Genomic DNA, 20,808 nt, shown 5'->3' on the forward strand with positions numbered 1-20,808 from the left:
ATGCAAACTCGTGACGACATCTTCAACACCCTGCGCGATGCCTTGGTCGAACTCTTTGAGCTGGAACCCGAACGCGTGAACCTGGACTCCAACCTGTATCAGGACCTGGAAATCGACAGCATCGACGCGGTCGATCTGATCGATCACATCAAACGCCAGACCGGCAAGAAAATCGCCGCCGAAGAGTTCAAGTCGGTGCGTACTGTCGGCGACGTGGTCGAGGCGGTCTACCGTCTGGTTCAACCGGCCGCATGAGTCGACTGATCGGCCTCGGCCTGCTGCTCGCGGGCCTGCTGTACCCCTTTGCGGTGTATTTCGGCATGGAACATTTCGCCCCGTGGCAGTTTGGTCTGCTGCTGGGCGGATTGTGGCTGGCCCGTGCGCTGCTGGGCGAGCGGCGCCCCGGCAGCGTCTGGATGGCGGTGGTTGCCATTGCTTTTTGCCTGCTGCTGGCGCTGTTCGACAGCCCAGTGTTGCTGCGCTGGTACCCGGTGTTGATGAGCGGTTTCATGCTGGCGCTGTTTGGTCTGAGCCTGAAGTTCGGGCAACCGATGATCGAGCGGCTGGCGCGTTTGCGCGAACCGCATCTGCCGGACAAGGCCATTGTTTATACCCGCCAGGTGACGATCGCCTGGAGTGTGTTTTTCCTCTGTAACGGTTTGCTCGCGGCCGCCCTGACTCTCTGGGCGCCGTTGAGTTGGTGGATGTTGTACACCGGCCTGATCTCCTACGGGTTAATGGGTTTGCTGTTTGCCATTGAATGGCTCATACGACAACGGGTACGAGGCCACCCATGAATTGGATAAAACTTGAGCAACTGTTGCTCAAGGCACTACCTGCGCGCGCCGTCACGGCGGATCCGGCGCTCAATCACGCCGACCTGTGCGAGCAGGCCCTGCGCCTCGCCGCCGGCCTGCAAGCACAAGGTGTAACCCGCATTGCCGTGCACCTGGAAGATGCCGCGCAACTGGCCATTGCCCTGCTCGGCGCCTGGCGTGCCGGGGTCAGCGTGCTGCTGCCCGTCGATCTGCAACCCCAGACCCGTCTGCGCTGGTCGACGGCGGTTGATCTGTGGCTGACTGATTTGGCAGACGACGCGCATCTGACTGATTTGCAGCAGGCGCCGCTGGCTGCCGCCGAACTGGATCTCGATCACTGTCACCTGAGCCTGTGCACGTCCGGCTCCAGCGGCGAACCCAAGCGCATCGAGAAAACCCTGCGGCAACTGGCCAATGAAGTGCAGGCGCTGGAGCACTTGTGGGGCGCGGACCTGGGCAACGCCTGCATCATCGGCAGCGTCGGCACCCAGCACATCTATGGATTGCTGTTTCGGGTGCTGTGGCCACTGTGCGCCGGGCGTCCGTTCGTACGCCGGCAGTTGGCGTTCCCGGAAGACTTGCAGCGCGCCAGCCGCGAACACCCGGCCTTCGCCTGGGTTGCCAGCCCGGCGTTGCTCAAGCGCATGGGCGACAACCTCGACTGGCCGGCCTTGAGCGCAGTCCGCCGAGTGTTTTCCTCCGGTGGCGCGTTACCGGCCGAAGCCGCGCAATGCTTGCACACACGCCTGCAACAATGGCCGACGGAAATTCTCGGCAGCTCGGAGACCGGTGGCATTGCCTGGCGTCAGGGCGACGATCTCTGGCAGCCCTTTGCCGATGTCGTGCTCAGCCAGGACAGTGACGGAGCCCTGCTCATCGCCTCGCCGTACTTGCCGGTCGACCACATTGAACACACCGCCGATGCCGCGCGCATCGCCGACGACGGTCGTTTCAAACTGCTCGGACGGCTCGACCGAATCGTCAAACTGGAAGAAAAACGTATCTCGTTGCCGATGCTGGAACAGGCGCTGATGGCCCACGACTGGGTCGCCGAAGCGCGCCTTGGCGTGGTTCAGGAAAACCGGGCTTCGCTGGGTGCCTTGCTGGTGCTGAGCGAACAAGGCCTGCATGCGTTGCGCAATCAAGGGCGGCGTACGCTGACCCAGGAACTGCGTCAGCACTTGAGCCAACATTGCGAAACCCTGGCCTTGCCGCGCCGCTGGCGCTTGTTGCGTCAACTGCCGCTGAACGCCCAAGGCAAACTGCCGCAAGCCGACGTTGAAGCCCTGCTGCTGGCGCCCCGCCCAAAGGCACCGCACGTGCTGGAACAGGTCGAAGCCGACGGTGAATGGAGCCTGCAACTGGCAGTGCCGCCGGACCTCGCCTACTTCAGCGGCCACTTCCCGCAAACTCCCGTATTGCCTGGTGTGGTGCAAGTCGAGTGGGCGCTGAACCTGGGTCGGCAATTGATGGAGCTGCCGATAAAGTTTGCCGGCATGGAAGTTCTGAAATTCCAGCAACTGGTACGCCCCGGCGATGAAATCCAGCTGCACCTGCGCTTCGACCCACTGCGCAGCAAATTGTATTTCGCCTACCGCAACGAGACAGCTACCTGCTCCAGTGGACGAATTTTGCTGGAGGCTGTGCATGTTTAAAGCTCTGTATCTGTGGCGAGGGACAACACATGCATAACCCCTGCGCCGTGATCCCGGTCTACAACCATGAAACTGCCGTCACCAACGTGGTCGATGCGCTGCTCGCCAACCAACTGCCGTGCATTCTGGTGGATGACGCCAGCAATCCGGCCTGCGCGGAGGTGCTTGAACAACTGGCCCGGCGTGACCAGGTTTTCCTGATCAAACTCGCCGTCAATCAGGGCAAGGGCGGCGCGGTCATGGCCGGGTTTCGCGAAGCTTCGCGCCTGGGCTTCAGCCACGCCTTGCAGGTGGACGCCGATGGCCAGCACGACCTCAGTGACGTTCGGACTTTCATCGAGCAGTCACGCGCCCATCCCGACGCGCTGATCTGCGGCTACCCGCTGTACGACGCCAGTGTGCCGAAGGGCCGTTTGTATGCCCGCTACCTGACTCACGTCATGGTCTGGATCAACACCCTGTCATTGCAGATTCGCGACTCCATGTGCGGTTTTCGCCTCTACCCGTTGCCGCCGACGCTGGCGCTCATCAACTCGGTGAAGATCGGCAATCGCATGGACTTCGACACCGACATCATTGTGCGCCTGGCCTGGCGCAATCTGCCGATGCGCTGGTTGCACACCAAGGTTCACTACCCCCTGGATGGCGTCTCGCATTTTCGGTTGTTTCGCGACAATGTGCTGATTACGAGCATGCACACCCGCCTGTTCTTCGGCATGCTGCTACGGGCGCCGGTCATTCTTTGGCGACGGTGGCGAACATGAGCATCAATGCAGACAACGAGCACTGGGCCGATCACAAGGAACGCGGCAGTTTCTGGCTGATGAAATTCATCGCGTTCTGCGCAAAAGCGCTCGGGCGTCGGCTGTTGAGCCCGCTGCTCTATGGCATCGTCTTGTACTTTTTCATATTCGGTCGCGGCGCCCGCCACAGCGCCTGGCAATACCAGCAGCGCCTCGCCGACTGGAGTGGCCGCACCGAATTGCGCCCGACCCATTGGCGGGTGTTTGGCCAGTTCATGGCCTTCGCCGATTCCATGCTCGACAAGCTCGACGTGTGGAACGGCAAGTTGAGCATCGAACAGATCGAAATCATCGACCCGGCGCTGTTGCGCAATCAACTGCGCGGCACACGCGGGCAGATGCTGGTGGGCGCTCACCTGGGCAACCTTGAAGTCTGCCGGGCCCTCGCCGAACTCGGTGAAAGGGTCACCATGAACGTGCTGGTGCACACCAAGCACGCCGAGCGTTTCAATCGACTGCTGGGCGAAGCGGGCGCGACCAATCTGCGGTTGATCCAGGTCAGCGAACTGGATCCGGTGATCATGCTGCAACTGAGCCAGCGCCTGGAACGCGGCGAGTGGCTGGCAATTGCCGGCGACCGCGTGCCGCTGCACGGCGGGCGCAGCGTGACGGTGGACTTCCTCGGTCATCCGGCCGCGTTTCCCCAAGGTCCGTGGCTGCTGGCCGGCCTGTTGAAGTGCCCGGTCAATTTTCTGCTGTGCCTGAAGAAACCGACGGGCGACTATCGACTGATCATCGAGCCCTTCACCGACGCGGTGGTGTGGAAGCGCAGCGACCGCGAGCAAGTGATTCACCAATGGGCCACGCGCTACGCCGAACGCCTTGGCCAGTGCTGCCTTGAGGCGCCCCAACAATGGTTCAACTTTTACCCATTCTGGAAGACCGATGACGACGCATCTGCTTGAGCCGGTAACCTTCGGCGAACTCCCTTTGCGCATCGAAGACGTGCTGGCCCTGGCCAACCGTCAGGCGCCCGTGCAACTGCAAAACGACGGTGAATACCGTGAGCGCATCGCCAAGGGTGCGCGGTTTCTCGATTCGTTGCTGGACAAGGAAGGCGTGATCTACGGCGTGACCACTGGTTACGGCGATTCCTGCGTGGTCGCGGTGCCGCTGCATCATGTCGAAGCGCTACCGCGTCATCTGTACACCTTCCACGGTTGCGGCTTGGGCAAATTGCTCGACGCCCAAGCGACCCGCGCGGTGCTTGCAGCGCGTTTGCAGTCGCTGTGCCACGGCGTGTCCGGGGTTCGTATCGAGCTGCTGGAACGCCTGCACGCCTTCCTCGAAAACGACATTCTGCCGCTGATCCCGGAAGAGGGTTCGGTGGGTGCCAGCGGTGATCTGACGCCACTGTCGTACGTGGCCGCGACCTTGTCCGGCGAGCGCGAAGTGCTGTTCAAGGGCGAGCGCCGACAGGCTGCCGACGTCCACCGCGAACTCGGCTGGGAGCCGCTGGTGCTGCGGCCCAAGGAAGCGCTGGCGCTGATGAACGGCACGGCGGTAATGACCGGCCTCGCCTGCCTGGCCTTCGCCCGTGCCGACTACCTGCTGCAACTGGCCACACGCATCACCGCGCTGAACGTGGTCGCCCTGCAAGGTAACCCGGAGCACTTCGACGAGCGCCTGTTCGCCACCAAGCCGCACCCGGGCCAGATGCAGGTTGCCGCGTGGTTGCGCAAGGATCTGGCGATCGACGCACCGACCGCACCGCTGCATCGCCTGCAAGACCGCTATTCGCTGCGTTGCGCACCGCATGTGCTTGGTGTGTTGGCCGACAGCCTGAACTGGCTGCGTTCATTCATCGAGATCGAACTCAACAGCGCCAACGACAACCCGATCATCGACGCTGAAGCCGAGCGCGTGCTACACGGCGGGCACTTCTACGGCGGGCATATTGCCTTCGCCATGGACAGCCTGAAAAACCTCGTGGCCAACGTTGCCGACCTGCTTGACCGTCAGCTCGCGCTGTTGGTGGATGAACGCTACAACCACGGTTTGCCGAGCAACCTGTCGGGCGCCAGCGCCGAGCGCGCGATGCTTAACCACGGCTTTAAAGCGGTGCAGATCGGCACCAGCGCCTGGACCGCCGAAGCGCTGAAAAACACCATGCCGGCCAGCGTGTTCTCACGCTCCACCGAATGCCACAACCAGGACAAAGTCAGCATGGGCACCATCGCTGCCCGCGATGCGATCCGCGTGCTGGAGCTGACCGAACAGGTTGCCGCTGCGACCCTGTTGGCGGCCAATCAAGGAGTCTGGTTGCGCAGCCAGGCAGAAGACGCCCGGCCATTGCCGCCGGCGCTGGCGGCAATGCACGCAGAGCTCGCCAAGGATTTCCCGCCGGTCATTGAAGACCGCGCCCTGGAAGGTGAATTGCGTCTGTGTCTGCAACGTATCGCCGAACAACACTGGAGGCTGCATGCGTAGCAAGGGAGTGCTTCACGCCGATACGCAAATCCTCGTGCCGTTCTTCGACGTCGACTCGATGAACGTGGTCTGGCACGGCCATTACGTGAAGTATCTGGAAGTCGCCCGCTGCGCCCTGCTCGACCAGCTCGGCCACAACTATACCGCCATGCTGGAATCCGGCTACGCGTGGCCGGTGATCGACCTGCAACTGCGTTATGTCCGCGGCGCGGTGTTCGGCCAGACGCTCAACGTCCGCGCCAGTCTGGTGGAATGGGAAAACCGTCTGAAGATCAGCTACCTGATCAGCGACCTCGCCACCGGTGAACGCCTGACCCGCGCCAGCTCGGTGCAGGTCGCCGTGCACGTCGCCAGCCGCGAGATGCAACTGGCGTCGCCGAAGGTGTTTGTCGATGCGGTCGAGAGGATGTTGCCATGAAGTTGTTCAAACCTTTCGGACTGCTGCTGTTGCTGGGTTTTGCATCGCTGGCTAACGCCTTCGACCTACAACAACTGAGCGACCAACTGGCCAAACCGAGTGTGATCCACGGCAGTTTCATTCAGGAAAAACACCTGCGTGCCCTGCCGCAACCGCTGACCAGCAAGGGCTCGTTCGTACTGGCCAGGGATCACGGTTTGCTGTGGTTGCTCAAGACTCCACTGCAACAGGATTACCGGATCAGCACCAAGGGCATCGCACGGCGTGACGGCAGCGGCTGGCAAATGCTGCCGGGCAAAAGTGCCGGCGCCGAGCAGAACCGCATTTTCCTTGCGGTACTGCAAGGCGACAGCAGTGGACTGCAACGGGATTTCGAGTTGTCGCTGAGCGGCGAAGCACAACACTGGAAGCTCACACTGACCCCGCGTTCGATGCTGCTCAAGCAAGTGTTCAATCAGATCAACATCGACGGTGGCGAACTGGTGCAGCGCATCGAGTTGCTGGAAACCCAGGGCGACAGCACCGTGTTGAGCATGCAGGACACCACCAGCGCCACCCCACTGAGCGATACGGAGCAACATGACTTTGCCGAGTGAACGGATGCTTCCACGGCTATTTCTGACCCTGCTGCTGGCGGTGCTCGCACTCGCCGGCTGGCAATGGCACGACGGCGCACCGCTGTCGGCCAACCTGATGGATCTGGTGCCGGGCACCGCGCCGGATGCGCTGGAGCTCAAGGCCGAACAGCGCATGCAAGAACCGCTGAATCGCGAAATGCTGGTGTTGGTCGGCCACGCCGATCGCGAACAAGCCATCGCCATGACGCAAAAACTCGGCGAACAGTGGCTGGCCAGCGGATTGTTCGAGAAAGTCCAATGGAACCTGCAAGCCGACTTGCCCGCGCTGCGCACGCAGCTGCTGCAAGGTCGGTTGGCGATGCTCTCGGCCGCCGATCGGCAACAGTTGATCGAACAACCGCAAGCCTTCATCCAGCAGCGCGTGCAAGCGCTGTTCGACCCCTTTACCGGTTTCAGCCTGGTGCCGAGCCAGGATGACTGGCTGGGCCTGACCGGACGCATTCAAAACAGCCAACCGCAACACGGTTCAGTGCAACTGGACATTGGCAGCGGCACATTGATCGCCGACGCCGATGGCAAAAGCTGGGTCATGCTGCGAGCCCGCACCAGCGGCAACGCGTTCGATATGCAACTGCCGCTGAAGGTCGCCGAGCTGCTCAAGCACAGCCGCGAAGAAGCCACGCAGGCCGATGTGCAACTACTCGCCGCCAGTGGCCTGCTGTACGCCGCCAACGGTCAACAGCAAGCGACCCGCGAAATTACCTGGGTCGGCGGTGGTGCAACCGTCGGCATCCTGTTGCTGCTGTTGCTGGCGTTTCGCAGATTTCGCGTGCTGCTGGCCTTCATCCCTGTGTTGGTCGGCATGCTGTTTGGTGCGGTGGCCTGCGTCGCGCTGTTTGGCCATATGCACGTGATGACCCTGGTGCTCGGGTCAAGCCTGATCGGCGTCGCGGTCGACTATCCGCTGCATTACCTGTCCAAGAGCTGGAGCCTGAAACCCTGGCACAGCTGGCCCGCACTGCGCCTGACCTTGCCGGGGCTGACCCTGAGCCTGGCCACCAGTTGCATCGGTTATCTGGCACTGGCCTGGACACCGTTCCCGGCGCTGACCCAGATTGCCGTGTTCTCCGCCGCCGGCCTGCTCGGCGCCTACCTGTCGGCGGTATGCCTACTGCCGGCGCTGCTCAAGGGTGCGGACCTGCGGCCCGCCCAGTGGCCACTGCGGGTGGCCGAATTTTTGGTGAGCGTGCGTGCCGCGCTGCTCAAACGCGTGCGCAGTTCGGTCCTGCTGGTGTTGGTCCTGGCCTTTTGTGCTGGCGGCTTGTGGCACCTGACCACGAAAAACGACATCCGTCAGTGGGTCAGTGCGCCGCCGCAATTGATGAACGAAGCGCAGACCATTGCGCGGATCACCGGCTATCAACCTACCAGTCAGTTCTTCCTGGTTCGCGCGGCCAACCAGCAGCAACTGTTCGAGCGCCAGAAAGCCCTCAGCGAGCGTCTGGATCAGTTGGTCAATCTGGACAAGCTCAAAGGCTACCTGGCGCTGAGTCAGCTGGTCAGCCTGCCTTCCGAGCAGCAACAGGTTCGCGACGCCCTGAATAAACTCCCGGCATTCTGGCAACCGTTGCTCGACCTCGGTATCCCGGTCACCGCACTGCAAGCCGAACTGGCGCAGTTGCAGGCCTTGCCGGTCGAAGACATCGACACGGCGCTGGCCGGGCCCTTGGCCGAGCCGTGGCGCCCGCTGTGGCTGGGCGTTTCGGATGATGGCGTGGCGGCCATGATCAGCCTGCAAGGTTTGAACGATGCCGCATTGCTGCGGGTGCAGGCGCTGGATTTGCCGGGTGTGCAGTTGGTGGATCGTCTGGATGACCTGAACAAGGTCTTCGCCGCCACCCAGATCAGTGCTGCTGAACTGAAACTGATGTCCTGCGGATTGATCGTGTTGCTGCTGATTCTACCCTTCGGTTTTGGCGGCGCCCTGCGGCTCGTTGCACTGCCATTACTGGCGGCATTGTGCAGCCTGTCCAGCCTCGGTTGGCTGGGCCAGCCGCTGACGCTGTTCAGCGTATTCGGGCTGCTGCTGGTGACGGCCATCAGTGTCGATTACGCGATCCTCATGCGCGAGCAGATCGGCGGGGCCGCCGTGAGCCTGTTGGGCACGCTGCTGGCGGCGGCGACCACGTGGCTGTCGTTTGGTCTGCTGGCGATTTCCAGCACTCCGGCGGTGAGCAACTTCGGTCTTTCGGTGAGCCTCGGGCTGGCCTTCAGCTTCATCCTCGCGCCGTGGGCCAGACCTTCGGCGCATGCCGCGCCCGTTGCGGAGCCGGCAGCATGATGACCGCGCTGTTCTGGCTGCTGGCCTTGGCGCTGTTCGCGGTGGCGACTCGTGTCGGGCGTCATCTTGGCTTGATCCCGATTGTCAGCCAGTTGCTGCTGGCGACCTTCGGCCTGCCGCTGTTGATGTATTTCTGGATTGAACCGTACTGGCAGTTGAGCGGTGCTGAGCTGGTCTCGCCAGGCTGGCTGAAAAACCTCTACAGCCTGAGTTTCGCGCTGTTGCTGGGGCATATTCTCAGCGACGTGATCGACCTGAAGCTGGATCGCCAGAGCCTGAAAATCGCCTTGCCGAGTTTCTGCATTCCGTTCGTCTGTGGTCTGGCGACCGCCATTTGGCTGCTGCCGGCTCAGCCGTGGTTGAGTTCGCTGGCGGTAGGCCTGTTGTTCGCGATCACGGCGATTCCGGTGTTGTATCTGTACCTGCGGCACATCAACTATCCACCGGTCGCTACTCGCCGACTGGTGCAAACCGCAATCCTCATCGACCTGACCTGCTGGAGCCTGTTCGCTTTCGCCCAAGGCAGCCTGCACCTGAGCAGCCTGTTGCTGCCGCTGACCGGCGCCTGCCTGCCGTTGCTGCTGCGTGTGCTCGGGTTGCGCCAACCGTTGCTGCACAGCCTGGGTTTCTTCGCGCTGCTGGTGGTGGCGGAACACTTCAAACTCAATGCGCTGATTTTCGGCATCGGTTATCTATTGTGCATGGCTGCGCTCAAGCTACCGCTGGTGCTACCGTTATCGGCTGCCTGGATGAGCCGCTTGCAGAACGGCATCGCAATCCCGCTGATCCTGACCTTCGGCATTGTGCAGATCAACGTGCACAGCGCCATGGACAGCCTCAGCTGGATGCAGCTCGGTGCGCTGCTGGTGTTTCCCATCGCCAGCAAGCTGCTGGGTAACTGGCTCGGCCTCGGTTGGGCCGGTGCATCGTTTGTTGGCGCCAGCCGCTGGCGCGAAAGTCTGCTGTTGAACATTCGCGGCTTGAGCGAGATCGTCTTTCTCAACTTGCTGCTGCAACAACAGCTGATCAGCCCGGCGCTGTATTTCGCGCTAATGCTGATGGGTTTGATCGCAACGCTGCTGCCGGCACTTGCCGGTGTGCACCGAATCCCCTCACAGCTCGCCGCCCCGGCAAGGAGCTCCAGTGCCAACAGTTGATACGGAACGTCGCCAGGTCATCGTTATCGGTGCCGGCCCATCGGGCGCCATCGCCGCTGCGCTGCTCAAGCGTAACGGCCATGACGTGCTGATCATTGAACGTCAGCACTTCCCACGGTTTTCGATCGGCGAAAGCCTGCTCTCGCACTGCCTGGATTTCGTCGAAGAAGCCGGCATGCTCGAAGCGGTACAAGCCGCCGGCTTTCAGCTGAAAAACGGCGCGGCGTTCGCCTGGGGCGAGCGCTACAGCACGTTCGATTTCGGCGACACCTTCAGCAACGGCAAGCCGACCACCTTCCAGGTCCAGCGCGCTGACTTCGACAAGTTGCTGGCCGATCAGGCAGCGCTGCAAGGGGTAGAAATCCGTTACGGCGAGACGATCATCAGTGCCAACTTCGAGCTGGCGAAACCTCGGCTCAGTGCTCGCCGTGAAGACGGCAGCGAATACCGTCTGGAAGCCGACTTCGTGCTCGATGCCAGCGGCTACGGTCGCGTCTTGCCGCGCCTGCTCGACCTTGAAGCACCGTCGAACTTCCCGCTGCGCCAGGCCGTGTTCACCCACATCGAAGACCACATCGACGACGGACCGCACTTCGACCGTGAAAAGATCCTCATCACCACCCACCCGACCCACCGCGACATCTGGTTCTGGACCATCCCGTTCAGCCAGGGTCGCTGTTCGGTGGGCGTGGTTGCCGCGGCTGAACACTTCGAAGGCCGCGGCGACGATCTCGACGCCTGCCTGCGTGGCTTCATCGCCGAAACCCCGAGCTTGGCCAAGGTGCTGAAAAACGCCCATTGGGACACGCCCGCGCGGACCATCGGCGGCTATTCGGCCAACGTCAAAACCTTGCACGGCCCAGGCTTCGCCTTGCTCGGCAACGCCGCAGAGTTCCTTGACCCGGTGTTTTCCTCCGGCGTCACCATCGCCATGCGTTCGGCGAGCATGGCCGCCGGCGTTCTGCATCGCCAACTGCAAGGCGAAAGCGTGGACTGGCAACGCGAGTTTGCCGTGCCACTGAAGCGCGGTGTCGACACCTTCCGCTGTTACGTCGAAGGCTGGTACGCCGGGACCTTCCAGGATGTGATCTTCCACCCTGGCAGCGCTCCGGAGATCCGTCGCATGATCAGCGCGATCCTTGCCGGTTACGCCTGGGACGAGCGCAATCCGTTCGTCAGCGAGCCCAAGCGCCGGTTGCGCATGCTCTCGGAGATTTGCGCGAGTGATGCAACGTGAGTGACACCGAACAACAGTACCTCAGCGACAGTTACGTCGAAGAAACCCGCTTCGGTTTCTGGTTCCTGCGCAGCTTCACCTGGCAGCACCACGTGCTGCGGGTGGCAATCAACGACCTGCGCAGCTTGTTCAGCGAAGCGCTGCCCAACCATCCGGTGCTGCTGGATGCCGGTTGCGGTCAGGGCAAGTCGTTTCAGTACCTGCATCAGGTGTTTGCCCCGCAACGGCTGATCGGCCTGGACGCAGACCCGCACAGCCTTAAGCTCAGCGGCGAAGAGGCCCGGCGCCAGAACATCGACGTCGAACTGATCGGCAGCGATTGCGCGACCCTCAAGGTGCCGGACGCCAGCGTCGATTTGCTGTTCTGCCATCAGACCTTCCACCACCTGGTGGAACAGGAGCAAGCCCTCGCCGAGTTCTATCGGGTGCTCAAGCCGGGTGGTTACTTGATGTTTGCCGAGTCCACCGAAGCCTACATCGACACCTGGGTGATTCGCTGGTTGTTCCGCCACCCGATGCACGTGCAAAAGAGCGCCGACGGTTATTTGCAGATGATTCGTCAGCAGGGTTTTGAATTCGGCCCGCAAAACGTGTCCTACCCTTATCTGTGGTGGAGTCGCGCGAAGGATTTCGGTTTGCTCGAACGCTTTGGACTGCGCCGCCCAAAACCGGTTGGCCAACGGGAAGAAACCCTGGTCAACGTGGTTGCCCGTAAACCGCTCGAAGGTACGCGCTAATGATTCGCCTCCTGCTCGTGTGCTGTGCCTTGCTGCTGAGCGCTTGCGCCAGCCAGCCGCCGCTGCCCGAGCGCAACCCGACACTGGCCTTGCCGCTGCAATTGCATGTCGAGCGCCAGCGGGCCGATCAACGCCAGGACTGGTTGCTGGTGATCCAGCGCGAAGGTGCCGGCATTCGCTGGTCGCTGATGGACCCACTGGGCATTCCGGTGGCTCGCCAGCGCCTGATCGACAACCAGTGGCAGGCCGACGGACTGCTGCCGCCCAACCCGGAAGCGCGCCAGTTGTTTGCCGCGTTGTTGTTCGCCCTGACACCGGAGGCCGAGTTGCTCAATAATTATCCTGCTGCCCGGCGTCATGCCGCTTTACGCTCGCTGACGCCGCACTGGCAGGTGCTGTATCGAACCCCGTCGGACTTCGTGCTGACGCTGCCCGAACAGCTGAACTATCACGTCACCCCGCTGACCGCCGAGACTGCGCCATGACGGCCTACCTGAACGCCCTCGGGCTGATCTGCAGCCTGGGCCGCAACAAACACGAAGTGGCCCGCAACCTGTTTGCCGGCGACTGCTCGGGAATGCGCGTCGAGGCCGGCTGGGTGCCTGAGCGTTCGCTGCCGGTGGCGGCGGTACACGGTGAGTTGCCCGCGATCCCGGCTGCACTGAAGCAGCACAACACCCGCAACAATCAGTTGCTGCTGGACGCCGCGCTGCAAATCCGCGAAGACATCGAACACGCCATTCAAACCTATGGCCGTGGACGCATCGGCATCGTCCTGGGCACCAGCACTTCGGGCATCGACGAAGCCAGTCGCGGGATTGCCCATTACCTGCGGGACGGTCAGTTCCCGCCAGAATACGACTACCAACAACAGGAACTTGGCGCCCCGGCGAACTTCCTCGCCGACTGGCTGCAACTGAGCGGTCCGGCCTATGTGATTTCCACGGCCTGCACCTCCAGTGCCCGCGCCTTGTTGAGTGCCCAGCGCTTGCTCGACCTTGGTGTGTGTGATGCCGTGCTGTGCGGCGGCGTCGACAGTCTGTGCAAACTGACCCTCAACGGTTTTTCGGCGCTGGATGCGGTATCCGAGCAGCGCTGCAATCCGTTCTCGGTCAATCGCAACGGCATCAACATAGGTGAGGCGGCGGTACTTTTCCTGATGAGCAAACACCTGGGCAGCAGCCAACCGATTGCCCTGCTGGGCAGCGGCGCCAGCTCTGACGCGCACCATATTTCCGCCCCGGAACCCAGCGGGCGCGGTGCCCTGCAAGCGATGAACAAGGCCCTGCGCAGCGCCGGTTTAGCGCCTGAGCGGATCAGCTACCTGAACCTGCACGGCACCGCCACCCAACACAACGACGCCATGGAAAGCCTGGCGGTCAACAGCCTGTTCCCGGCGGGCGTGCCCTGCTCGTCAACCAAGCCCATGACCGGCCACACCCTCGGCGCGGCCGGAGCGCTGGAAGCGGCGTTCTGCTGGCTGAGCCTGAGCCGCGAAAACACCCGACACGCGTTGCCACCGCAGGTCTGGGACGGCCAGCCCGACCCGCAACTGCCAGCGCTGAGTTTTGTGACCGCCGCTGATCATCTGGAACCAAGCACTGCACGTTGCCTGATGAGTAACTCCTTTGCCTTTGGTGGCAACAACGTCAGCCTGATTATCGGAGACGCCCAATGATTGATTGGCCTCTCGCCGAACTGCTACCCCACGCGGGTGACATGATCCTTATCGATCACGTGCTGTCGTTCGACGAAGAACAGATTTACACCCGCCTCACCGTCAAGCCCGGTGGCCTGTTCAACCAACCCGACGGCAGTTTGCCGGCCTGGGTCGGTATCGAGCTGATGGCGCAAAGTGTGGCAGCGTACGCCGGTTGTCGCGCACGTGAGCGAGGCAATGCGGTTGAGCTTGGATTCCTGCTCGGTACGCGTAAATTTGAATGTAATGTGGAACACTTTCCGGTCGGCAGCGAACTGACGATCCACGCCCTGCGTTCGCTCGAAGACGACAACGGCATGGGCGTTTTCGAATGTCACCTGACGGCGCCCGGCATTCATGCCATGGCCCGTCTGAATGTGTTCTGCCCACCTCAGGCGGCTCACTATCTACATGAATCCCACTCTTCTTCTAGCACTACTGGAGCCCAGTCTTGACTGAATCCGTACTGGTCACCGGTTCCAGCCGTGGCATCGGCCGCGCCATCGCACTACGCCTGGCCCAGGCCGGCTTTGATCTGGTGCTGCATTGCCGTAGCGGCCGCAGCGACGCCGAAGCCGTTCAGGCCGAAATCGAAGCCTTGGGACGCCGCGCGCGCATCCTGCAATTCGACGTGTCGGATCGCGCCAGCTGCAAGGCACATCTCGACGCCGACGTGGAAACCCACGGCGCCTATTACGGCGTGGTGCTCAACGCCGGCCTGACGCGTGACGGGGCCTTCCCGGCGCTGAGCGAGGACGACTGGGACGTGGTGATGCGCACCAACCTCGACGGTTTTTATAACGTGTTGCACCCGGTCATGATGCCGATGATTCGCCGTCGCGCCGCCGGGCGGATCGTGTGCATCACCTCGGTTTCCGGGTTGATCGGCAACCGTGGGCAGGTCAACTACAGCGCCTCCAAGGCCGGATTGATCGGTGCCGCCAAGGCCCTGGCGATCGAATTGGGTAAACGCAAGATCACCGTCAACTGCGTCGCGCCGGGCCTGATCGACACCGCGATGCTCGACGAAAACGTCCCCGTGGAAGAGCTGCTGAAAATGATCCCTGCACAACGCATGGGCACCCCTGAAGAGGTGGCCAGTGCGGTGAATTTCCTGATGTCCGCCGAGGCCGGCTATATCACCCGGCAGGTGCTGGCCGTCAACGGAGGCCTGTGCTGATGAAGCGCGTCGTCGTCACCGGCATGGCCGGCATCACCTCGTTGGGCAGCGACTGGGAGACCATCTGCGCTAACTTCAAGGCCAATCGCAGTGGCATCCGCCGCATGGACGAGTGGGATCGTTTCACCGAGCTGAACACGCGCCTGGCCGGTCCCATCGATGATTTCGTCGTCCCGAGCCACTGGACTCGCAAGCAGTTGCGCAGCATGGGCCGGGTTTCCCGGCTGGCGGTCGGCGCGGCAGAACAGGCACTGGCCGATGCCGGCCTGCTCGGTGACGAGTCAATCAAGGACGGCCGCATGGGCGTGTCCTGCGGCTCATCCACCGGTAGCACCGACGAAATCAAGGCCTTCGGCAAGATGCTGCTCAATTCGGTGGCTGAAGGGCTGAACGCCAACTCCTACGTGCGCATGATGCCCCACACCACAGCGGCCAATATCAGCATTTTCTTTGGTCTCACCGGGCGCTTGATCCCGACCTCCAGCGCCTGCACCAGTGGTAGCCAGGGCATTGGTTATGCCTACGAGGCGATCAAGTTCGGCCGTCTGCCGCTGATGCTCGCCGGCGGCGCTGAAGAGCTGTGCCCGACCGAAGCCATGGTGTTCGACGCACTCTACGCCACCAGCCTGAAAAACGACGCCCCGAAAACCAGCCCACGGCCTTACGACAGTGCGCGCGATGGCCTGGTGATCGGTGAAGGCGGCGGCATGCTGGTACTCGAAGAACTTGAGCACGCGCTGGCCCGTGGTGCGCGTATTCACGCCGAAATCGTCGGTTTTGGCAGCAACGCCGACGGCCAGCACGCCACCCGTCCAGAGCAAGCCACCATGCGTCGGGCCATGGAGTTGGCACTGGAAGACGCAGGTCTGGAGCCCTCGGCCATCGGCTACGTGAACGGCCACGGCACCGCCACCGAGCAAGGCGACATCGCGGAAACCCTGGCCACCAGCAGCCTGTTCGGCAGCCACATGCCGATCAGCTCGCAGAAGAGCTTTCTCGGCCACACCCTGGGCGCCTGCGGTGCACTGGAGTCCTGGTTCAGCATCGAAATGATGAACAGCGACGAGTACGCGCATACCTTCAACCTCGACGACATCGATCCACGCTGCGGCGAACTAGACTACCTGCGCGGCGAGTTCCGTGAGATGAGCTGCCAGTACGTGATGAACAACAACTTCGCCTTTGGTGGGGTTAACACGTCGCTGATCTTCCGCCGCTGGTCGTAAGCGCCACATCAAGAATCAAAATCAAAAGATCGCAGCCTGCGGCAGGCTGCGATCTTTTGGCGCTGCCAACGCTCGACTGATATGTCAGCCTGTCATCGCCCTGTGCCGACTACGTCACCTCAACCTTACGCGTCAGCAACTCGACAAACGCCTTGGCCATCGGTGATTTCTGGTCCTTGCGCTGCACCAGCCACACGGCCGACATCGCCAGCGGGTCGAGCAAGGGCCGATAGACCACGCCGTCGATGCGCATTCGCTGATAAGAGGCCGGCAACACCGACACCCCGAGCCCTGCCGCCACCAGGCCGATGATAGTCATGGCCTCACCGGCTTCCTGGGTGAAGTGCGGGCTGAAGCCAGCGTCACGCGCCAGGTTCAGCAGTTGCGCGTACAGACCACTGCCGTAGCTGCGCGGGAAGAACACGAAAGGCTCGTGGGCCAGTGCTGACAGAAAAAGCCCTTCCTCGCTGCCGACCACCAGCGGATCCTTGGAGCTGAGCACGGCCACCAACGGCTCTCGCGTCAACTCGACCACCTCCAGCGAATCCGGCAGCGGCAATGGCCGCATGATCCCGACCTGAATCGACTCGTCCACCAGCGCCTCGGCGACCTGGGTGCTGCTCATCTCCCGCAGGTTCAGATGCACGGCCGGGAAGCGCTGGCGAAACGAGAAGATCGCCTGCGGGATCGTCGAGTTGAACGGCGCCGATGAGGTGAAGCCGATCTTCAGTTCCCCCAGCTCGCCGAGTTGGGCTCGACGGGCGACGTCGGCCGCTTTGTCGACTTGGGCCAGCACCAGGCGAGCCTCTTCGAGGAACAATCGACCGGCTTCACTGAGCTCGACCCGACGATTGGTGCGCTCGAATAAACGTGCGCCGACTTCCTGTTCCAGCACCTGAATCTGTTGACTCAGGGGGGGTTGGGAGATGCCCAGCACCTGTGCGGCGCGGCCGAAGTGCAGTTCTTCGGCGACGGCGATGAAGTAGCGCAGATGGCGCAATTCCATGAAAACTCCATTAGGTCGCTAAACCTATCAAACAGGTCGAACAATATATTGGATAGAAACATTAGCCAGCTATATGATTTTTCCATTGCCTGCCTGGCCGTGCTCTCCCGAGGTCCCCCGTGAAAACTGCCGTCGCCCCGCTCGCCCATGAATTGCCGCCAACTGCGCTGGACGATGTGGTCGCCCAACTGAATGATGTGTACATCGAAAAAGGCACGCCGATGTTCATGCGCACGGTGCTGGCGCTGTTCTCCGGCGGCTTTGCGACCTTCGCCCTGCTCTACTGCGTGCAGCCGATGATGCCGCTGTTTTCCCGTGAGTTTTCGATCAACGCGGCGCAGAGCAGCCTGATCCTGTCGGTGGCCACCGGGATGCTCGCCATCGGCTTGCTGATCACCGGCCCGATCTCCGACCGCATCGGCCGTAAACCGGTGATGGTCGCGGCACTGTTCGCTGCAGCGTTGTGCACTATTGCCAGTGCGATGATGCCAAGCTGGCAGGGCGTGCTGGTGATGCGTGCGCTGGTCGGGCTGTCCCTCAGCGGGCTGGCGGCAGTGGCCATGACGTACCTGAGCGAAGAGATTCATCCACAGCACATCGGCCTGGCGATGGGGCTGTACATCGGTGGCAACGCGATTGGCGGGATGTGCGGCCGGCTGATCGTCGGCGTACTGATCGACTTCGTTAACTGGCACACAGCGATGCTGGTGATCGGTGGCCTGGCGCTGATTGCCGCGACAGTGTTCTGGAAAATCCTCCCCGAGTCGCGCAACTTCCGCTCCCGCTCGATGCATCCGCGCAGCTTGCTCGACGGCTTCACCATGCACTTTCGCGACGCCGGGCTGCCGTGGTTGTTTCTCGAAGCGTTCGTGCTGATGGGTGCGTTCGTCACGTTGTTCAACTACATCGGCTATCGCCTGCTGGCCGAGCCGTACCACATGGACCAGGCCTTCGTTGGCTTGCTCTCGGTGGTCTACCTGTCGGGCATCTACAGCTCGGCGAAAATCGGCGCATTGGCCGACAAGCTTGGCCGGCGCAAAGTCTTGTGGGCAACCATCGTGCTGATGCTCGCAGGCCTTGCACTGACCCTGCTCACGCCTTTGCCGGCGGTGATCATCGGTATGCTGATCTTCACCTTCGGCTTCTTCGCCGCGCACTCGGTGGCCAGCAGCTGGATCGGACGCCGTGCGACGAAGGCCAAGGGCCAGGCCTCGTCGCTTTATCTGTTCTGCTACTACGCCGGGTCGAGTGTCGCCGGCACGGCGGGCGGGGTGTTCTGGCACCTGGGCGGCTGGAACGGCATCGGCCTGTTCATCGGCGGATTGCTGGTGATTGCGCTGCTGGTGGCGTTGAAACTGGCCCGATTGCCGTTGCTGCCAAACAACCAACCGGCCTGAAGCTTCGCAACTCAGCGTCGAAAGGACATGAGTTTCAGTACTCGACGCCCTGAAGCTTCGTGCTTGATAACGGCCGCCACATGCAATGCAACCAGAAGTGCGAGCAGCACGCACGCGACGATATGTATTTTAAAAAACAGCACAATTAAATAAGCATTCGTCAGCGGCTGTGGAATCAACAAGACATCAAACACATTGATTGCCCGGTCCATCATCAGAAAACCCGTCACCATGACAACACCTGTCACTAGATAAATCAGTCGATGCATGAACAATACAAACAACTCGACGGGTGAATATTGCTGTGTATTTTCATGACGACCATGGCGCCAATGAAGAAATACCCGCAGCGCGAAAAACGGTAAAAACACTGTCGTCAGCGATACGTTGACGAACGCCACCCACTCCTTGAGCACCAATGAAGTCTCAAACAGAGAAACATAAAAACCGCTACCCAGCGCCCATATGATGATGACCGCAGATAACCAATGCAGAAACTTCTGCCAACCCGAATACGATGAATTTCTCATTCCAGTTAAACTACCCAATGAGCATTAGGAGCCATGATGCTGAAACCCCGATCTTTTGTTGATGGCTTGGTATTTTCTTTGATCACACTATTAACTCCTGTTCATCCATGAATAAAAAATCGGTCTCGGCACTGAACACTTCAAATAGCCGAGAAAGCACTCTACCGATACAAGCAAACACTCTATGCAGGAAGAGTCCCCCACCCACGCGGGAAATCTCAGCAGGATGATTAATCAGACATTGCAAGTAATACTAACTTGCAAAGAATGGAATAACTTCCGACACATTCCGCCAGAACGTGAAAAACAAAAAAGCCCGTCTGACGCAAAGGTCAGACGGGCTTTGGCGGCTATCCAGAACAGGATTACTGGTGGTATTGCGCCGACAATTCATGCACCGCACGCAGGAAGGCGCCGGCGTGTTCCGGGTCGACTTCCGGGGTGATGCCATGACCGAGGTTGAACACGTGGCCGCTACCTTTGCCGTAGCTGGCGAGGATGCGGCCAACTTCAGCCCGAATAGCCTCAGGCTTGGCGTAGAGCACGGTCGGGTCCATGTTGCCTTGCAGGGCAACTTTGTTGCCGACGCGCTGGCGGGCTTCGCCAATGTCGCAGGTCCAGTCCAGGCCCAAGGCATCTGCACCGGCGTCGGCGATGCTTTCCAGCCACAGGCCGCCGTTTTTGGTGAACAGGATGACCGGCACTTTGCGACCCTCGTGTTCACGGATCAGGCCGCTGACGATTTTGCGCATGTAGGCCAGGGAGAACTCCTGGTACGCCGCTGCCGAGAGGTTACCGCCCCAGGTGTCGAAGATCTGCACCGCTTGCGCGCCGGCCATGATCTGGCCGTTGAGGTAGGAGGTGACCGACTGCGCGAGTTTATCCAGCAGCAGGTGCATGGCTTGCGGGTTGTCGTAGAGCATGGCCTTGGTCTTGCGGAAGTCTTTCGACGAGCCGCCTTCGACCATGTAGGTGGCCAGGGTCCATGGGCTGCCGGAGAAGCCGATCAGCGGCACGCGGCCGTTCAGCTCGCGGCGAATGGTGCTGACCGCGTCCATGACGTAGCCAAGGTCTTTGTGTGGGTCAGGAATCGGCAGGGCTTCGACGTCGGCCAGGGTGCTGACGACTTTCTTGAAACGCGGACCTTCGCCGGTTTCGAAGTACAGGCCTTGGCCCATGGCATCGGGAATGGTCAGGATGTCGGAGAAAAGGATCGCCGCGTCCAGCTGTGGATAGCGGTCGAGAGGCTGCATTGTGACTTCGCAAGCGAACTCCGGGTTCATGCACAGGCTCATGAAATCACCGGCCTTGGCGCGGCTGGCGCGGTATTCAGGCAGGTAGCGACCGGCCTGACGCATCATCCACACGGGCGTGACGTCTACGGGTTGCTTGAGCAGGGCGCGAAGGAAACGGTCGTTCTTCAGGGCAGTCATGTCGGCATCCGGAAAAAAAGTGCGGGCATTTTCTCAGAGCGCGACGCAAAAGGCACGGCAAGCGCCGCACCTTTTGTCTATCGGGTCAATTTGTCGCGCTGGGACCACCACAGAATCTGAGCCAAACGCATCCTGTGGCGAGGGGGCTTGCCCCCGTTGGAGC

At 61.4% G+C, this 20,808-nt stretch carries 21 protein-coding genes; 18 read left to right on the forward strand and 3 right to left on the reverse strand.

Annotated features, from left to right (window positions below; translation table 11 throughout):
- Genes BK658_RS08725 through BK658_RS08805 form a run of 17 tightly spaced genes read left to right on the forward strand, consistent with a single transcriptional unit; the run spans position 1 to position 16,279 of the window.
- A complete protein-coding gene (locus tag BK658_RS08725; RefSeq protein ID WP_123423883.1) occupies positions 1-255 on the forward strand; it encodes an acyl carrier protein in 255 nt (84 codons plus the stop codon).
- A complete protein-coding gene (locus tag BK658_RS08730; RefSeq protein WP_054595265.1) occupies positions 252-797 on the forward strand; it encodes a COG4648 family protein in 546 nt (181 codons plus the stop codon). The genes BK658_RS08725 and BK658_RS08730 overlap by 4 nt, the downstream gene beginning before the upstream one ends.
- Positions 794-2,473, forward strand: a complete 1,680-nt coding sequence (locus tag BK658_RS08735; protein ID WP_123581967.1) for an acyl-CoA synthetase family protein — start codon at positions 794-796, stop codon at positions 2,471-2,473. Before BK658_RS08730 ends, BK658_RS08735 begins: the two co-directional genes overlap by 4 nt.
- Before the next feature lie 29 nt (positions 2,474-2,502).
- Positions 2,503-3,237: a glycosyltransferase family 2 protein gene (locus BK658_RS08740; protein ID WP_123581968.1), complete on the forward strand. Its 735-nt coding sequence runs from the start codon at positions 2,503-2,505 to the stop codon at positions 3,235-3,237.
- Positions 3,234-4,181, forward strand: a complete 948-nt coding sequence (locus BK658_RS08745; protein ID WP_123581969.1) for an LpxL/LpxP family acyltransferase — start codon at positions 3,234-3,236, stop codon at positions 4,179-4,181. Before BK658_RS08740 ends, BK658_RS08745 begins: the two co-directional genes overlap by 4 nt.
- Entirely contained in the window at positions 4,162-5,706 is a 1,545-nt protein-coding gene (locus BK658_RS08750; protein ID WP_123581970.1) for an HAL/PAL/TAL family ammonia-lyase, read from the forward strand. Before BK658_RS08745 ends, BK658_RS08750 begins: the two co-directional genes overlap by 20 nt.
- The gene (locus tag BK658_RS08755; RefSeq protein WP_123581971.1) at positions 5,699-6,124 is read left to right on the forward strand and encodes an acyl-CoA thioesterase; all 426 of its coding nucleotides are present in this window, start codon (positions 5,699-5,701) and stop codon (positions 6,122-6,124) included. The genes BK658_RS08750 and BK658_RS08755 overlap by 8 nt, the downstream gene beginning before the upstream one ends.
- The gene (locus BK658_RS08760) at positions 6,121-6,720 is read left to right on the forward strand and encodes an outer membrane lipoprotein carrier protein LolA (protein ID WP_123581972.1); all 600 of its coding nucleotides are present in this window, start codon (positions 6,121-6,123) and stop codon (positions 6,718-6,720) included. The genes BK658_RS08755 and BK658_RS08760 overlap by 4 nt, the downstream gene beginning before the upstream one ends.
- Entirely contained in the window at positions 6,704-9,043 is a 2,340-nt protein-coding gene (locus BK658_RS08765) for an MMPL family transporter (RefSeq protein ID WP_123581973.1), read from the forward strand. The genes BK658_RS08760 and BK658_RS08765 overlap by 17 nt, the downstream gene beginning before the upstream one ends.
- Positions 9,040-10,200, forward strand: a complete 1,161-nt coding sequence (locus tag BK658_RS08770) for a cation:proton antiporter (RefSeq protein ID WP_123581974.1) — start codon at positions 9,040-9,042, stop codon at positions 10,198-10,200. Before BK658_RS08765 ends, BK658_RS08770 begins: the two co-directional genes overlap by 4 nt.
- On the forward strand, positions 10,187-11,437 hold the full coding sequence (locus BK658_RS08775; RefSeq protein ID WP_123581975.1) for an NAD(P)/FAD-dependent oxidoreductase: 1,251 nt from the start codon (positions 10,187-10,189) through the stop codon (positions 11,435-11,437). The genes BK658_RS08770 and BK658_RS08775 overlap by 14 nt, the downstream gene beginning before the upstream one ends.
- The gene (locus BK658_RS08780; protein ID WP_123581976.1) at positions 11,434-12,174 is read left to right on the forward strand and encodes a class I SAM-dependent methyltransferase; all 741 of its coding nucleotides are present in this window, start codon (positions 11,434-11,436) and stop codon (positions 12,172-12,174) included. Before BK658_RS08775 ends, BK658_RS08780 begins: the two co-directional genes overlap by 4 nt.
- Positions 12,174-12,659 carry a DUF3261 domain-containing protein gene (locus tag BK658_RS08785; protein ID WP_123581977.1) on the forward strand — a complete coding sequence of 162 codons (486 nt, stop codon included), beginning with the start codon at positions 12,174-12,176 and terminating at the stop codon, positions 12,657-12,659. The genes BK658_RS08780 and BK658_RS08785 overlap by 1 nt, the downstream gene beginning before the upstream one ends.
- Positions 12,656-13,852 carry a beta-ketoacyl-[acyl-carrier-protein] synthase family protein gene (locus BK658_RS08790; RefSeq protein WP_123581978.1) on the forward strand — a complete coding sequence of 399 codons (1,197 nt, stop codon included), beginning with the start codon at positions 12,656-12,658 and terminating at the stop codon, positions 13,850-13,852. The genes BK658_RS08785 and BK658_RS08790 overlap by 4 nt, the downstream gene beginning before the upstream one ends.
- Positions 13,849-14,328, forward strand: a complete 480-nt coding sequence (locus BK658_RS08795; RefSeq protein ID WP_123581979.1) for a hotdog family protein — start codon at positions 13,849-13,851, stop codon at positions 14,326-14,328. The genes BK658_RS08790 and BK658_RS08795 overlap by 4 nt, the downstream gene beginning before the upstream one ends.
- Positions 14,325-15,053 (forward strand): 3-oxoacyl-ACP reductase FabG, encoded by a 729-nt coding sequence (fabG, locus tag BK658_RS08800; protein ID WP_123581980.1) that lies wholly within the window; start codon positions 14,325-14,327, stop codon positions 15,051-15,053. The genes BK658_RS08795 and fabG overlap by 4 nt, the downstream gene beginning before the upstream one ends.
- Complete coding sequence (locus BK658_RS08805; protein WP_123581981.1) at positions 15,053-16,279, forward strand: beta-ketoacyl-ACP synthase; 1,227 nt, start codon at positions 15,053-15,055, stop codon at positions 16,277-16,279. Before fabG ends, BK658_RS08805 begins: the two co-directional genes overlap by 1 nt.
- A gap of 109 nt (positions 16,280-16,388) precedes the next feature.
- Here the strand turns inward: BK658_RS08805 and BK658_RS08810 are convergent, their stop codons facing one another.
- Positions 16,389-17,285, reverse strand: coding sequence for a LysR family transcriptional regulator (locus BK658_RS08810; RefSeq protein ID WP_123581982.1), 897 nt, complete (start codon positions 17,283-17,285; stop codon positions 16,389-16,391).
- Between the two features lie 152 nt (positions 17,286-17,437).
- Between BK658_RS08810 and BK658_RS08815 the strand changes: the two genes are divergently transcribed.
- Positions 17,438-18,682, forward strand: a complete 1,245-nt coding sequence (locus BK658_RS08815) for an MFS transporter (protein ID WP_404943171.1) — start codon at positions 17,438-17,440, stop codon at positions 18,680-18,682.
- A gap of 11 nt (positions 18,683-18,693) precedes the next feature.
- On the opposite strand, the gene BK658_RS08820 is transcribed toward BK658_RS08815, so the two are convergent.
- A complete protein-coding gene (locus BK658_RS08820) occupies positions 18,694-19,212 on the reverse strand; it encodes a cytochrome b (RefSeq protein WP_123581984.1) in 519 nt (172 codons plus the stop codon).
- Between the two features lie 365 nt (positions 19,213-19,577).
- The gene (gene hemE, locus BK658_RS08825; RefSeq protein WP_054595237.1) at positions 19,578-20,645 is read right to left on the reverse strand and encodes a uroporphyrinogen decarboxylase; all 1,068 of its coding nucleotides are present in this window, start codon (positions 20,643-20,645) and stop codon (positions 19,578-19,580) included.
- Between the last annotated feature and the right edge of the window lie 163 nt (positions 20,646-20,808).

It is taken from the genome of Pseudomonas brassicacearum, assembly GCF_003732175.1.
Taxonomy (GTDB): domain Bacteria; phylum Pseudomonadota; class Gammaproteobacteria; order Pseudomonadales; family Pseudomonadaceae; genus Aquipseudomonas; species Aquipseudomonas brassicacearum_G.